General features: G+C 28.3%; 14 protein-coding genes. All 14 read left to right on the top strand.

Annotated features, from left to right (window positions below; all coding sequences use genetic code 11):
- Nucleotides 1-76: 76 nt before the first annotated feature.
- Nucleotides 77-712 (top strand): prepilin peptidase, encoded by a 636-nt coding sequence (locus JNUCC81_RS17880; protein WP_454094689.1) that lies wholly within the window; start codon nucleotides 77-79, stop codon nucleotides 710-712.
- A gap of 56 nt (nucleotides 713-768) precedes the next feature.
- Complete coding sequence (gene pth, locus JNUCC81_RS17875; protein ID WP_454094688.1) at nucleotides 769-1329, top strand: aminoacyl-tRNA hydrolase; 561 nt, start codon at nucleotides 769-771, stop codon at nucleotides 1327-1329.
- 16 nt (nucleotides 1330-1345) lie between these two features.
- The gene (gene mfd / locus JNUCC81_RS17870) at nucleotides 1346-4735 is read left to right on the top strand and encodes a transcription-repair coupling factor (RefSeq protein WP_454094687.1); all 3390 of its coding nucleotides are present in this window, start codon (nucleotides 1346-1348) and stop codon (nucleotides 4733-4735) included.
- 26 nt (nucleotides 4736-4761) lie between these two features.
- Complete coding sequence (locus JNUCC81_RS17865) at nucleotides 4762-5766, top strand: peptidylprolyl isomerase (RefSeq protein WP_454094686.1); 1005 nt, start codon at nucleotides 4762-4764, stop codon at nucleotides 5764-5766.
- A 99-nt stretch (nucleotides 5767-5865) separates the two neighbouring features.
- Nucleotides 5866-6405: a stage V sporulation protein T gene (gene spoVT, locus JNUCC81_RS17860; protein ID WP_454094685.1), complete on the top strand. Its 540-nt coding sequence runs from the start codon at nucleotides 5866-5868 to the stop codon at nucleotides 6403-6405.
- A gap of 120 nt (nucleotides 6406-6525) precedes the next feature.
- Complete coding sequence (locus JNUCC81_RS17855) at nucleotides 6526-8139, top strand: putative polysaccharide biosynthesis protein (protein WP_454094684.1); 1614 nt, start codon at nucleotides 6526-6528, stop codon at nucleotides 8137-8139.
- Nucleotides 8140-8229: 90 nt separating this feature from the next.
- Complete coding sequence (yabN, locus tag JNUCC81_RS17850; protein WP_454094683.1) at nucleotides 8230-9684, top strand: bifunctional methyltransferase/pyrophosphohydrolase YabN; 1455 nt, start codon at nucleotides 8230-8232, stop codon at nucleotides 9682-9684.
- Between the two features lie 74 nt (nucleotides 9685-9758).
- The gene (locus JNUCC81_RS17845) at nucleotides 9759-10037 is read left to right on the top strand and encodes an HU family DNA-binding protein (protein ID WP_042278050.1); all 279 of its coding nucleotides are present in this window, start codon (nucleotides 9759-9761) and stop codon (nucleotides 10035-10037) included.
- An 88-nt stretch (nucleotides 10038-10125) separates the two neighbouring features.
- Nucleotides 10126-10368, top strand: coding sequence for an RNA-binding S4 domain-containing protein (locus JNUCC81_RS17840; protein ID WP_208332495.1), 243 nt, complete (start codon nucleotides 10126-10128; stop codon nucleotides 10366-10368).
- 62 nt (nucleotides 10369-10430) lie between these two features.
- Complete coding sequence (gene yabP, locus JNUCC81_RS17835) at nucleotides 10431-10685, top strand: sporulation protein YabP (RefSeq protein WP_208332493.1); 255 nt, start codon at nucleotides 10431-10433, stop codon at nucleotides 10683-10685.
- Nucleotides 10686-11183, top strand: coding sequence for a spore cortex biosynthesis protein YabQ (gene yabQ / locus JNUCC81_RS17830; RefSeq protein WP_454094682.1), 498 nt, complete (start codon nucleotides 10686-10688; stop codon nucleotides 11181-11183).
- Between the two features lie 7 nt (nucleotides 11184-11190).
- Nucleotides 11191-11472 (top strand): FtsB family cell division protein, encoded by a 282-nt coding sequence (locus tag JNUCC81_RS17825; RefSeq protein WP_454094681.1) that lies wholly within the window; start codon nucleotides 11191-11193, stop codon nucleotides 11470-11472.
- A gap of 63 nt (nucleotides 11473-11535) precedes the next feature.
- Nucleotides 11536-12456: a Ppx/GppA phosphatase family protein gene (locus JNUCC81_RS17820; RefSeq protein WP_454094680.1), complete on the top strand. Its 921-nt coding sequence runs from the start codon at nucleotides 11536-11538 to the stop codon at nucleotides 12454-12456.
- Between the two features lie 90 nt (nucleotides 12457-12546).
- Nucleotides 12547-14916 carry a stage II sporulation protein E gene (spoIIE, locus tag JNUCC81_RS17815; protein WP_454094679.1) on the top strand — a complete coding sequence of 790 codons (2370 nt, stop codon included), beginning with the start codon at nucleotides 12547-12549 and terminating at the stop codon, nucleotides 14914-14916.
- The last annotated feature ends 374 nt before the right edge of the window (nucleotides 14917-15290 follow it).

Genomic DNA, 15290 nt, shown 5'->3' with positions numbered 1-15290 from the left:
TATAATGAATAATATATTGAATTAAAGATGTGAAATAAGGTTAATACTAATATTAACCCTACTATTATATAAAATTATGATTTATATAATAGGAATTTCTATAATTTTAGCGTATTTAGCAGACAAATGCTTATATAAAATATGCAAAGAAATAATAAAAACTAAGTATATAACATCATTTATATACGTAAGTATAGTATTAACTACAGTATTAATTTATTATAAATATCAATCAACATCATATTTTATTAAATACATATTATTATTACCATTTATAATAATTATCTCAATAATAGACTATAAAACAACATACATATATGATATAACATTAGTTAGTGGTATAATTGTTCAAGGTGCAATTTTCCTAATAACAATAAATTCTAAAGAAGAATTGATAAACTATATAGCAGCATTATTAATAGGGCTAACGATACCATTTGTATTAGCAAAAACAACCAAAGGATTAGGAGAAGGAGACATAGGCTTATTTGGCTTATGTTGTTTTTCGTTGGGATACAATTATAGTTTTTATTTGATTATTTTATCTTTTATTTTAGCTTCTATATATTGCATGTATTTAATTTTAATAAAAAAAGGTAAAATAAGAAAAATACCATTTGCACCATTTATATCATTAGCAACGATTATGATAATGTTAACAAAATACGATTTATTAAATTTTTATTTTTATAATATCGATCGATTATTTTGAACCATGTATGGGCGAAGTAAAATTTTACATAATCAACAATTAAAGGAGGAGACGAAATGTACGTAATAGTAGGGTTAGGAAATCCAGGAAAACAGTATGATAAGACAAGACACAATGTTGGTTTTGATGTTATAGATATGTTGGCGAAGGAATATAGCATAAGTGTGACGAAGATAAAACATAAGGCTTTAATTGGAGAGGGAAGAGTAGGAGCAGAAAAGGTTTTATTAGTTAAGCCACAAACATATATGAATCTAAGCGGAGAAACTTTAATAGATATATATAAATACTATAAAGTAGATTTGAGCAATATAATAGTAATATATGATGATATCGATTTAGACGTTGGAAAAATAAGAATAAGAAAAAAGGGTAGTGGTGGAACTCACAATGGTATGAGGTCAATCACTAAATGCCTTGGGTCAACAGATTTCCCAAGGGTAAGAGTTGGTGTTTCTAAACCAATGCCAGGACAAGACCTAGCTGACTTTGTATTATCAAGGTTTAGAAAAGAAGAAGCTATTGATTTAGCAACAGGGTTAGAAAAGGCCTGTAATGCCGTAGATTGCATTATAAGAGAAAATATAGATTTATCTATGAATAAGTATAACGGATAGCAAGAGGGGGATTTAAATGAAAGAAGATGTTTTTATATACCCTTTGCAAAATTCAAAAGAATATAAAGATATAATAAATTGCATACAAAAAAATAAAGGATCATTACTAATTAATGGTCTTTTACCAATGCAAAAACCTCATATAACATATTCTATATTTAGAGATTTAGATAGACAAATCGTATTTGTAGCAAATAGCGATTTAGAAGCTAAAAAAATATATGAGGACTTAAGTTTTTATATGAAAGATAAGGTAGAGTATTTAGGATTTGGAGATATTCACTTTTATCATTTAGATGCAAAGGATAGAAATGAAGAAGCTAAAAAATTAAAGGTGTTGCTAAAATTAGCTAAAGGTGAAGATATAATTTTAGTAACATCTATTGAAGCTATTCTGAAAAAATATACACCTAAGGATATATTATTAGAAAATATATCTACTTATAAAATAGGGGATATTATTAATTTAGAAAAATTAAGTGAAAAATTAGTTTCATTAGGTTATGAAAGAGTATCAGCAATAGAAGGATTTGGACAATTTAGTATAAGAGGAGGAATAGTAGATATTTTTTCTCTAGAATATACAAATCCAATTCGTATGGAATTATTTGATGATGAGATAGATTCTATACGAACTTTTGATGTATTTTCACAAAAATCTATAGAGAAAATAAAAGAGTTTTCTATAACTCCGTCTAGGGAATTTATATACCCACATATAACTGAAGATGCTACTAACAGAATAAAAAAAGATACTACAAAAAATACTAATGAAGATGTATTTAACGATATAGATAATATACTTAGTAAAACTTATTTTGAAGGTATAGAAAACTATATAGATTATATATATACAGACGAGAATAAAAGTTTATTTACTTATTTAAAGGATGATGCAATCGTATTTTTCAATGATATAAGCAGAACAAAAGAAAGATGCGAAAATTACACTAATGAATTTAGAGAAAACTATAAGCTAAACCTTGAAAGAGGATTAGCTATAAAAAATCAAGGTAAACTACTATATGGTTATAGTGATTTAGAGTTTATTTCAGAAAATAAAAAATTAGTATTAAACACACTACTTCCAAAACCTATAAATGATTTTAATATAAAATCTATTGTTAATTTTGAATGCAGAGAAATACCAAATTTCAATGCTAAAACTGAGGTTTTAGTTGAAGAATTAAATCGGTTAAAATATAACGGTTATAAAATTATTTTAGCGACGAATACATCAGATAGAGCTAAAAAATTACATTCTGATTTATTAGATTTAGGTTTAGAAGCTATAATAGCTAAAGATAGGGATATGGAGTTAAAGTCTTCTCAAATAGTAATTATACCTGCTCGTATAAGTAATGGATTTGAGTATAAGTCTATAAAATTTGCAATTATTACTGATAATGAAATGATAGGTGTTCATAAAAGAACATCAACTTCAAAATCAAGTAAGGCTAAAAAAGGTAAAAAAATCGAATCATTTATGGATTTAAATGTTGGTGACTATGTAGTTCATGAAAATAGCGGTGTTGGTAGATACACAGGTATTGAACAGATTACTGTTAATTCTATTAAAAAGGATTACATGAAAATAGTTTACCAAGGTGGAGACAATTTATATGTACCAATAGATCAAATGGACAAGGTACAAAAATATATAGGTGCAGATGTTGAAAAAGTTAAATTAAATAAGCTTGGAACAAACGAATGGAGCAGGGCTAAAGCTAAGGTTAAAAAAGAAATAGAAGATATGACAAAAGATCTTATAGAACTTTATGCTAAACGTGAAAAAGTAAAAGGATATAAGTTTGATAAAGATACACCTTGGCAAAGTGAGTTTGAATCGTTATTCCCTCACCAGGAAACAGATGATCAATTAAAGGCTATCGAAGAAACTAAAAAAGATATGGAATCAGATAAAGTCATGGATAGACTTATCTGTGGAGATGTTGGATATGGTAAAACGGAAGTAGCTATAAGAGCAATATTTAAAGCTTGTATGGAACAAAAGCAAGTTGCAGTATTAGTTCCTACGACAATACTTGCTCAACAACATTATAATACATTTAAAGAAAGATTTGAGAATTATCCAATAAGAGTAGAAGTTTTAAGTAGATTTAAAACTCCAAAGCAACAAAAACAAATTATAGAAGATGCTAAAAAAGGTTTAGTAGATGTACTAATAGGTACTCATAGAATAGTATCTAAAGATATAACTTTACCTAATTTAGGACTTGTAGTTATAGATGAGGAGCAAAGATTTGGAGTTAGACATAAAGAAGCACTAAAACAAATAAAATCAACTGTAGACGTGCTTACATTGTCTGCTACGCCTATTCCAAGAACACTTCATATGTCTCTTAGTGGAATAAGAGATATGAGTGTTATAGAAGAACCTCCTCAAGAAAGACATCCAGTAATTACTTATGTTACAGAAGGTAAGGAAAGTATAATACAAGATGAGATTGAAAGAGAATTAGGTAGAGGTGGTCAAGTATTCTTTGTATACAATAGAGTTGAACGTATAGAAGAAATGGCTAGTATGATACAAAAATTAATACCTGATGCAAGGGTTGCTGTAGCACATGGAAGAATGACATCTAAGGCACTTGAAAATATAATTTTAGGATTCCTAAATAAGGAATTTAATGTATTAGTTTGTACAACTATAATTGAAACTGGTATGGACATATCAAATGCTAATACTATGATTGTATATGATGCAGATAAAATGGGACTAGCACAGCTTTATCAGCTAAGAGGTAGAGTTGGAAGAAGTTCTAGACAAGGTTATGCATATTTAATGTATGAAAAAGATAAAGTGCTTAGCGAAATAGCGGAGAAAAGACTAAAGGCTATAAGAGAGTTCACTGAGTTTGGATCCGGATTTAAAATAGCTATGAGAGACCTTGAAATAAGGGGAGCAGGTAATATATTAGGATCTCAACAACATGGTCATATGGCAGTAATAGGGTATGAATTATATGTCAAGATGTTAAATGATGCTATTAAGAAAGTTAAAGGTGAGCCAATTGTTGAAGAGCTAGATGTAGAAATTGATTTAAGTGTAAATGCATATATACCAGATACTTATATTACTGATGAATTATTAAAAATAGAAATGTATAAAAAGATTGCTTCTATAGAAAATAAAGATGATATGAATGATGTATCTGAAGAGTTAGAAGATAGATTCTCAGATATACCAAAAGCAGTTCAGTGTCTGTTAAAGATAGCTTATATAAAAACGTTATGTAAAAAGCTTAAAATAGAAAAAATAAGACAAGTTAAAGATGAAATATTATTAATTCCTACAACTAGATACAAGACAAAGGAAAAAGTAGGGTATAATATAGTTACAGAATTGGAAGAACTATTAGAAAAAATGTGTAGTGTTAAATAACTTAATAACAGAAAGGGTGTTTTAATTTGAAGAAGATAATGGCAATAGCTATGTCTATAATGTTAGGGGTGTCTATGACTGCTTGTAGTAGCGGTCCTAAGGACGATGATGTTGTAGCGACAGTAAATGATAAGAAGATAACTGTTGCGGAGTATAAAAAGGCTTTAGATTTAAATAAGCAAGCTACTGAGTCTATGTATGGAGAAAGTATATGGGACATGGAAGTAGAAAAAGGTAAAAAATATAAAGAGTTCTTTAAAGATTCAGTTATGGAGCAAATGATAAATACTCAAATATTATTTGAACAAGCTAAGAAAGAAAATTTATTACCATCTAAAGAAGACGTAGATAAGAAATTTAAAGAATTTGAAAAAAGTATAGCTGAAAATAAAGCTTACAAAGAAAATATGAAAAAGCTTGGAATAACTAATGAAGATATAAAGAAAGAACAAGAAATTGGTTTAGCAATACAAAATTATCAAGACAACTTTAAAAAAGTTACAAAAATAAGCGATGAAGATATAAAAAAATACTATGAAGATAATAAAAAAGAATTTTATGAGGATAAAGTTAGAGCATCTCATATATTAATATCTACAGTTGATGAGAATAATAAACCTCTTTCTGAAGCTAAAAAGGCAGAAGCTAAAAAGAAAGCTGAAGATATACTTAAAAAAGCTAAGAGTGGGGAAGAATTTGCAAATTTAGCGAAAGAATACTCAGATGACAAAGGATCAGGTACTAAGGGAGGAGATTTAGATTTCTTTGAAAAAGGAGCAATGGTTCCTGAATTTGAAGCTGCTGCTTGGGGGTTAAAAGTAGGTGAAATATCTGAATTAGTGGAAACTCAATTTGGATACCATATAATAAAGGTAACTGATAAATCACAAAAACAATTAACTTTTGATGAAGTTAAAGATACTATAAAAGACAAATTATTAGGCAATAAATATACAGAAACTATTAAGAAATTAACAAAAGATGCAAAAATAGAAAAAAATGAAAAATCAATAGAGAGTGTAAAATTCTAAAAATAAAAAGCTATGTTTAGTAAAACATAGCTTTTTTTGCATAATTTTCTTTTCATTGGTAAAAATAAGCTTAAAGTTACTAATGGAGGGATCAATTTAATGAGAGCGACAGGGATTGTTAGAAGAATAGATGACTTAGGAAGGGTTGTAATTCCTAAGGAGATAAGAAAGACTCTAAGAATTAGAGAAGGAGATCCGCTAGAGATATTTACAGCGAAAGATGGAGAAGTAATATTAAAAAAATACTCACCAATAGGAGAGTTAAATGAATTTTCTCAAGAATATGCAGAAACTTTAGGAGAAACTTTAGGCTATGGAGTTTTAGTTACGGATTTAGATTCTATAATAGCTGTTTCAAAATTAGCCAAAAAAGACTATAAAGAAAAAAGCATAAGTGATGAGCTTGAACAGCTAATAGAAAATAGAGAAGTAAAACATAGCGATAATAGTAAAATATTAGCTTTGCATAAAGATGATCCAATGGAGTATACTAGTCAGGTAATAATGCCGATAGTTAGCTCTTCAGGAGACTGTATAGGATCTATAATACTAGTTTCTAAAGAGTCAAATGCTTTATCTGAAGGTGAAGAAAAAATATTAAAAATAGCTGCTAATTTCTTAGGAAAACAAGTTCAATAGTTATTTTAAAATAAGACCCTAAATTTTTAGGGTCTTTTAAAGTTATAGTAATATATTGAATAAGTTGTTGAATATATGATATATTAAAGTTTGTTATATAAATAAGATGGAGGTTATGTTATGAATAATAACAAGAATAAAGACTCATTCTTAAAAGGCGCCTTTATACTTGGAGCGGCAGGTATAATCGTTAAAATAATAGGTGCATTTTTCAGAATTCCTCTTGGCAACTTAATAGGGGAAGAAGGTATGGGATATTATCAAGCAGCGTATCCTGTGTATACTTTATTTTTAACATTAGCAACAGCAGGTTTTCCAACTGCACTTGCTAAATTAGTCTCAGAAAAATCGGCAATCGGTGATTATAAAGGAGCACATAAGATATTTAAAGTGTCATATACAGTATTATTTATGACAGGTCTTATAGCATTTGCTATATTTTTCTTTGGTGCAAATTACATAGTAAATAATATAATAAAAAATCCAGGTGCATATTATGCAATGATTGCAATTTCACCGGCGCTTTTATTTGTGCCTGTGATGTCTTCTTATAGAGGATATTTCCAAGGTAGAAAGGAAATGACAAAGATAGCAATTTCTCAAATTGCAGAGCAGTTTTTTAGGGTTGTTTTAGGATTAGGATTAGCATATTACCTAATGGATTTTAAAGGTCCTGAATTAGGAGCTGCAGGAGCAATAACTGGGGCTACTATAGGAGCTGTAGTTTCTATAATTTACCTGGTATTAGCATACTTAGTAGAAGGAAAGAAGCGTAAGGCTGAAATAAAAGCAAGTAAGCATTTCAAGGACGAATCTGTTTCTAGAATATTAAAAAAAATATTAGTAGTTGCGATACCTATAACAATAGGTGCTTCAGTGATGCCTTTAGTTAATATGGTAGATACTGTTATAGTTATAAGAAGACTTGCTGTAGCAGGATTTACTGTTGATCAAGCAAATGCAATGTTTGGTCAATTAACAGGGTTTGCTATGGCAATAATAAATCTACCATCAGTAATAACTATTGCAATGAGTATGAGTTTAGTTCCAGCTATATCTGAATCATATGCAGTAGGAAACAAAGTAAAGGTTAAAAAAGATATAAAAAGTGCTATAAAAGTAACATCGTTAATTGTACTTCCAGCAGCGTTTGGTATTGCAGCACTAGCATCACCTATAATGAGGCTTTTATATCCTAGTCAACCACCGATGGTTGGAACTTTACTTCTAGTTCTTACTCCTTGTGTAGTATTCTTAGGATTAATGCAAACTATGAACGGTATACTTCAAGGAATGGGAAAACCAATGGTTCCAGTTATAGCTCTAGGTGTAGGTATGTTATTTAAAATAGTTATAAGTTATACTTTAACAGCTATACCAGAAATAAATGTATTTGGTTCTGCATTAGGAACAGTATCAGCTTACTTAATAGCAGTTTTAATAGAATTATCTTATATAAAAAGATCGACGCATATAAAATTCTCATCTAAAGAATTTGTTATAAAGCCATTGATAACAGTTTTAACTATGTTTGTTGTAGTTAAGTTAGGGTATGGATTATTAAGTGGAATAATAGGCGGTAAATTAGCAACTGTTGTAGCGATTGCAATAGGTGCAGTTGTTTATGGATTAGTACTATTATTCATAGGCGGAATTAAAAAAGAAGAAGTATTAACTATGCCAAAAGGTGATAAGATTTATAAATTACTAAAAAAACTTAACCTTATGAGATAGAAAAAACAATAGAAATACAAACAAAGGGAATAATTATATGTAGAAAATTTCCTTTGTTTGTGTTATTAAATAAGTAAGAGGAGTTATGATATGGGAAAAATAAGTATTGTAGGACTTGGACCAGGAGATTATTCTCTGATAAGCCAAGGCGCATTAGAAGCTTTACAATCAAGTTCTAGAATTTTTCTAAGAACAGAAAAACATCCTACTGTGGACAAGCTTAAAGAAACTATACAATATACTTCTCTAGACCATTTTTATGATAGCGAAGAAAATTTTGAAAATGTATACGGTAAAATTTCTGAGTTTATCGTAGAAGCATCTAAGGATGGAGATTTAGTATATGCAGTACCAGGCCATCCAAGGGTCGCAGAAAAGACTGTAAGCATAATAGAAAGACTAGCTAAGCAAAACAACATAGAAGTGGAAACAATAGCTTCTATGAGCTTTGTAGACGCTATGTTTAATTATTTAGCTATAGACCCAGCAAATGGGTTTAAATTACTAGATGCTTTTGAAATAGAAAATTCATATATAGACACAGATACTAACATGATAGTAACTCAAATATATGATCATTTTATAGCATCAAATATAAAGCTAAAATTAATGGAATATTATGATTATGATCAAGAAGTATGTATAGTAAATGGTGCAGGTGTTAAGAATCTAGAGAGTAAGAAGTATGTTCTATTACATGAACTAGATAGAAGTGAAAATTTATTTAGTTATTTAAGCAGTTTATATATACCAAAAAGTACTAAAAAGATGTATAATACAGTACATGAGCTAGAAAAAATAATGAGCACATTAAGAGGTCCATCTGGATGTGATTGGGATAAAAAACAAACACATGAATCGCTAAAAAAATACCTTATAGAAGAAAGCTATGAGCTTTGCCAAGCTATTGACAATGATGATGTAGATGAGATCATAGAAGAATTAGGAGATATTCTACTACAAGTAATATTCCACTGTCAAATAGGGCAAGAAGAAGGATTCTTCGATTTAAAAGAAGTAATAAAAGGAATATGCACAAAGCTTATACATAGACATCCTCATGTTTTTAATGGACAAGACTTAGATATGTCTAATTTTGAAAAGACTTGGGAAGAATTAAAGCAAGAGGAAAAAGGTGAAACTAGTATAACTGATGGATTAAAGAGAATACCAACGTATTTACCAGCACTTTTAAAGGCTGACAAGGTTCAACATAAAGCAGCACTTGTTGGATTTGATTGGGACAAAATAGAGGATGTATTTAAAAAAATTGAAGAAGAATATCAAGAACTACTTGACGAATGCAAAGCAGGAAATATAAAATACATAAAGGAAGAACTAGGAGATTTATTATTTTCTATAGTAAATTTAGCTAGATTTTTAAATATAAACCCAGAAGAAGCCTTGAACTGTACAAACCAAAAATTCATAAATAGATTTGAATTTATGGAAAAAAGTGCAATGAATCTAAATAAAGATTTTGAAAAAATGACACTTGAGGAAAAGGACAAACTTTGGAATAAGGCTAAAGCCAATAAACTATAAAATAAATTTGTCAAAAATCTAGAATTTTTATTAAAATTAAATTCTATATTATAAAAACTTTAGGAGGTAGTATCGTGAACAAAGCTGAATTAGTATCAAAAATAGCTGAGAAAAGTGAATTAACAAAGAAGGAAGCAGAAGCTGCATTAAACGCTTTTATGAAATCTGTTGAAGAAGCATTAGTAGAAGGTGAAAAAGTTCAATTAGTTGGATTTGGAACATTCGAAACAAGAGAAAGAGCTGCTAGACAAGGTAGAAACCCAAGAAACCCAGAAGAAGTTATAGAAATACCAGCTTCTAAAGCTCCAGTATTCAAAGCTGGAAAAGGGCTTAAAGATATAATAAATGGATAATTAATTAGTGAAAAAAGTGTGGGATAATTACCACACTTTTTCTGTATAATGATATAATAGCAAAAGTTACAACTTAGGAGGATGAAATATGAGATTAGATAAATTTTTAAAAGTATCAAGAATAATAAAAAGAAGAACTGTAGCTAAAGATGCATGTGATAAAGGAATAGTTACTATAAACGGAAAAGTAGCTAAATCTTCATCAGAGGTTAATATAGGAGATTTATTAGAAATAAAATTCGGGGAAAAAATAATGAAATTTAAAATAAATGAAATAAGAGAGCATGTACTAAAAAATGATGCCAAAGAAATGTATGAGATAGTAGAATAAATTTAGTATTCCCGCAGTATATTTATAGTAGTATGAATTGAAATATTAACTGGGGGGATCTTATGGAACATAATATAACATTGAAAGAAAGAGAAAACTTAGTTATTTCGGGTGTAGAGCATATATATTCTTTTAATGACAAAAAGGTAGAAGTAAAAACTTCTGCAGGTGAAATGGTAATAGAAGGCGAGAACCTAGACATGAGCAAATTAAGCATAGATGAAAATATTATAAGTGTAACTGGAACAATAAATTCTATAGTATATGCTAAACCTAAACAGCCACAAGAAAATTTCTTTAAGAAAGTATTTAAGTAGATGATGCCATTTACTCAAGATGCAAGTTCTTTCTATGCAACTATTTATGGTGGAATAGTTATAGGTTTACTATTTGATATTTATAGGGCTCTAAAATCCAATTTTAAGTTTATGAAATACTTCTCAGTAGTATTTGATGCACTATTTTGGATTTTAGCTACCTTGGTAATATTTATAACAGTAAATACTGTAGAATCTTTTGAACTTAGATATTATCATTTTGTGGCATTATTTATTGGTTTTATCTTATATTACAACACCGTAAGTAAATTTATTTTATCAATAATAAATAAAATAATTTATTTAATAACAAGTTTTTTCATAAAAACTGTAAAATACATAGTCAGTATTTCAAACAATTTGTATTACATTATAATCTACTCAATTCACTTTTTATTTGATATGATATTTTATATACCTAATATGATTTTAGCAACTAAGAGTGCTGTAAAAAGAAAATCTAAAAGTAAAATAAAAAGAAAAAGAAAAAGGGTGTAGATTAGAGATGAACATAAGAAAAAAATTTTCTGGTCAGTTTGCGGTTATGTCTGTATTTGTACTTTGTATCTGTGTAAGTTTAATAACGGGGTTTATATTTCAACTTACAAAGTTAAAAGAGTATAAAGGTGAGATAGCAAGCTTAAACAAACAAATAAGTGAGACTAAAGAAGAAATAAAAAATCTAAAAAAAGTAGATAAGACTCAAGACTTAGAAACCGTTGCAAGAAAAAGATTAAATATGGTTAAGCCAAATGAAACTATATATATTGACATGGGAAGAAGGTAACTTAGTTGCCTTCTTTTTACATAATTAAGTATTCTAACTAAACAAAAGATAAGGAGAGAAGTAATGAAAGTAGGAGCTGTAGATATAGGTACTAATTCAATGAGATTATTAATAGCAGATTATATAGATGGTAAAATAATAAATAGAGAAAAGTTTGTTAATACAACTAGAATTGGACAAGGTGTAGATGAAAATGGATATATAGGAGAAGATGCTATACAAAGAAATATAGATGCTTTAAAAGAATTTGAACTTACTTGCAAAGAACAAGAATGTGAGTATATATATTGTATGGGAACATCTGCGCTTAGAGATAGTAAAAATGGAGATTATTTTGTAGACTTAGCTAAAGAAAAGACAGGGATAGATGTTGAGATAGTAAGTGGTAGTGAAGAGTCTAATCTAGGATTTAAAGGGGTATTAGAGGGATTAGAAGATAAAAAAGATATATTAGTTATAGATATAGGTGGAGGATCCACAGAATTTATTATAGGAGATAGAGATGGAATAAAGTTTGCAAAAAGTGAAAATGTAGGTGCTCTTAGAATTACAGAAAAGTTTTTAAAAAAAGATCCTATATGTGAGGTAGAATTTGAAGATATGTCTAATTTTATATTGAATGAAATTAGAGATACCTTAAAATATATTAAAGAAAAGAAAATAGAAAAACTTGTGGGTATCGGTGGAACAATAACTTCTCTATCGGCGATGAACCAGAAATTAGAAGTATATTCTATGGAAAAGATACATAATAGTAGTATAAGTAATGAAGATATAAAAACAATTCTACAAAATTTAAAGAAAATGACATTAAATGATAAAAAAACATTAAAAGGCTTACAACCTAAAAGAGCGGATATTATAACAGCTGGTGTAAAAATATTAAATATAATAATGGAAAACCTAGAAATAGAAAATATAACAGTAAGTGAATACGATAATTTGGAAGGCTTAATATGTCAAAAGTTACAAAAAATGTCTTAATATTTTAGGACAAGCAAAACCGAATATGACAAAAAAAAATCCCCCTCTTTGCTACAATTTCTTTATAAGCAAATGAGGGGGAGATTTTTTATGGAGAAAACTGTAGCGAGTGTAAAAAATAAAAACTTAGATTTAAAGAACATAAAGATAAAAAGATACATTGATGCAAATACAATTTTATTTGTTATAATGGGATTTCTATTAAGTAGATCGATATTAATAGGGTCAATAGCTCCATTGGGAGTGGCATTTTTCTTATATATATCAAAAACGGAAAGATATAAGCTACCAGTATTTATATCTGTGTTAGCAGGTACATTTTTATCGGCTAATAGTATGTCCTATAATCTTAAATATACAGTATGCCTATTTATACTTTTGATTATTAGCAAGAAGCTAAAAGGCATAACCTCTATATTAAAGTTAGCATTTATAGGTAGTGCAATAATTATACCTATATCTATAGGACAAGCATTTTTATCTGACACTTATATGTACGATATATTTTTAGCTTTTATTGAAAGTGTAATTACTTTTATAGCTACGTATATATTTTCATTTGGAATAGGATTATTAACTAATTCAAATAATAGGATATCAGTTAAGGTTGAAGAAGCTATATCTATAAGTTTAATAATGACTTTTAGCATAATTGGAATAGGCGATATATCATTATTAGGTGTTTCTTTTAGAACTGTTTTAGCGACTGTATTAATTTTAGTGTCTGCAATTTTAGGAGGCTCGCCTATGGGTTCAGCTTCTGGAGTAATAGTTGGAATAGCATTTATAATAAATAATGTAGGTTCAGTTATATACATGGGAATCTATTCTTTTGCGGGGCTTGTAGGTGGAGCTTTTAGTAAATTAAATAAATATTTTTGTATATTAGGATATATATTAAGCTGGATAATAATTTATGCATATACCTCTGGAATTACTTCGAATTTAACGCAGATTAGAGATATGCTAATAGCTTGTTTAATTGTGGTTTTATTACCACAGAAATTTTTTGCTAAAATTGAGAAGCTTGTAAGAACAAATATCACCTCAAATGAAGTAATATATGATTATATAATGAGAAGTAAAAATTTAACTAACAATAGACTTATAAATATGTATAAGGCATATGATGAACTTGCTTATACATTTGATAAAATAAGAGAAAAAGAAAAGGTAATAGATCAAAGAGATATTGCAACTGTTGTTGATATGATACATAACGATGAGTGTAGAAATTGTGGAATGAAAAGACGTTGTTGGGAAATGAAATTTAACCATACTTATAGCTTAATGTATGAAATTTTAGAAAAGCTAGAGGAAAATGGAGAAATAACTATAGATGATGCATCGGATGAATTTATTAAAGAATGTATAAAGCCAGAAGCGATAATAAAGGTATCAAATTACTATTACAAAATGTTTGCAATAGATTATAATTGGAATCTGAAGTTTTCGGAAAGTAGAAAGCTAATATCTAATCAAATTAGAAGTATATCTAAATCTATTGAATCATTATCAAATGATTTAGAAAGTAGCATAATTTTAGATATAGAAAAAGAAAAGAGCATACATGATCATTTAGAAAGAAATAACATACAGGTTGATAGAGTAAGTTATATAAGTAAGGGTGAAGATGATTTTGAAATAACTATAGAAAAAACCACTTGTAGTAGTGGTTGTATGTGTGAAAAAAGTCTTATAGAAGTAGTTTCAGATTTTGTTGAAGAAAGTTTATCAGCACAAAAGATAGGATGCCATTCTCTAGGTGAAAGGTGTAAAATAATCCTAACCAAATCACAAAACTATAAAGCTATTACGGAAGTATCTTCTATGTCCAAAGATGGTCATATATTATGTGGAGACAACTATACGTATATGGATATAAATGATGGTAAGTATATGATAGCAATAAGTGATGGTATGGGAAAAGGAAAAAAGGCATATGAAGAGTCTGCTATTACTATTGATATATTAGAGAAAATGATGGATGCAAAGATTGAAGATGAAATAATTATAAATACTATAAATAACATGTTATTATTAAAATCTTCAGATGAGATGTTTTCAACTTTAGATTTAGGTATCATGGATTTAAAAAAAGGGTCTTTAGAAACTATAAAGATGGGAGCTTGCTCTACGTATATAAAAAGAGAGAATGAAGATATAGATTTAGTATCATCATCATCTCTTCCAGTAGGAATATTATCAGATATAAAGTTAGATAGAAAAGCTGTTAAGGTGAAAGATGGAGATTATATAATAATGGTTTCTGATGGAATACTTGATGCAGGTAAGAATAAGAACTTAGGAGATAATTGGCTAATTTATTTTATACAAAAGATAGATACTACAAACCCTAAGGAAATAGCAAATCTAATATTAGATAGAGCTATAGAAATACAAGATGGAAATGTTGAAGATGATATGACTGTTTTAGTTACAAAAGTGTGTGCAAGTTAATTATAAATAATATATCAACAAGGTATGGATAAAATGTTAATGAATTGTGGATAAAATTAAATATAGCTAAGAATGTTGGAATTTCAAAGTTCGACAAAATACTACAAATACATTTTTATTTGGATATTTTTGAAAACACCTTAATTAATAGCATTTATTAACAAAAATACGTGGATAAGTTATAAAATATGTTGATAACTTCAAAAAAAGTGTTAATAAACTGTTATAAATTAGAAAAAGTGAAAAAATAAAGATATTTATATATACTGGAAAAACTAATTTTTTGTCGTAAATCTACCTGTGAATATGTGTATAAATATGTGGATAAGTATTTAATTGATAAGAAATTTCTAATGGTAATAGTTGAATAATAT

The sequence above is a fragment of the Faecalimicrobium sp. JNUCC 81 genome (assembly GCF_053667625.1).
The sequence above is the reverse complement of the archived record's forward strand: the minus strand, read 5'-3'. Positions and strand labels throughout refer to the sequence as shown.

Coding starts and splice junctions, on each gene's coding strand:
- JNUCC81_RS17825 (WP_454094681.1), top strand. CDS start 11,191: ATGAACATAAGAAAAAAATTTTCTGGTCAGTTTGCGGTTATGTCTGTA.
- pth (WP_454094688.1), top strand. CDS start 769: ATGTACGTAATAGTAGGGTTAGGAAATCCAGGAAAACAGTATGATAAG.
- JNUCC81_RS17880 (WP_454094689.1), top strand. CDS start 77: ATGATTTATATAATAGGAATTTCTATAATTTTAGCGTATTTAGCAGAC.
- JNUCC81_RS17855 (WP_454094684.1), top strand. CDS start 6,526: ATGAATAATAACAAGAATAAAGACTCATTCTTAAAAGGCGCCTTTATA.
- spoIIE (WP_454094679.1), top strand. CDS start 12,547: ATGGAGAAAACTGTAGCGAGTGTAAAAAATAAAAACTTAGATTTAAAG.
- yabQ (WP_454094682.1), top strand. CDS start 10,686: ATGATGCCATTTACTCAAGATGCAAGTTCTTTCTATGCAACTATTTAT.
- yabN (WP_454094683.1), top strand. CDS start 8,230: ATGGGAAAAATAAGTATTGTAGGACTTGGACCAGGAGATTATTCTCTG.
- mfd (WP_454094687.1), top strand. CDS start 1,346: ATGAAAGAAGATGTTTTTATATACCCTTTGCAAAATTCAAAAGAATAT.
- JNUCC81_RS17840 (WP_208332495.1), top strand. CDS start 10,126: ATGAGATTAGATAAATTTTTAAAAGTATCAAGAATAATAAAAAGAAGA.
- spoVT (WP_454094685.1), top strand. CDS start 5,866: ATGAGAGCGACAGGGATTGTTAGAAGAATAGATGACTTAGGAAGGGTT.
- yabP (WP_208332493.1), top strand. CDS start 10,431: ATGGAACATAATATAACATTGAAAGAAAGAGAAAACTTAGTTATTTCG.
- JNUCC81_RS17820 (WP_454094680.1), top strand. CDS start 11,536: ATGAAAGTAGGAGCTGTAGATATAGGTACTAATTCAATGAGATTATTA.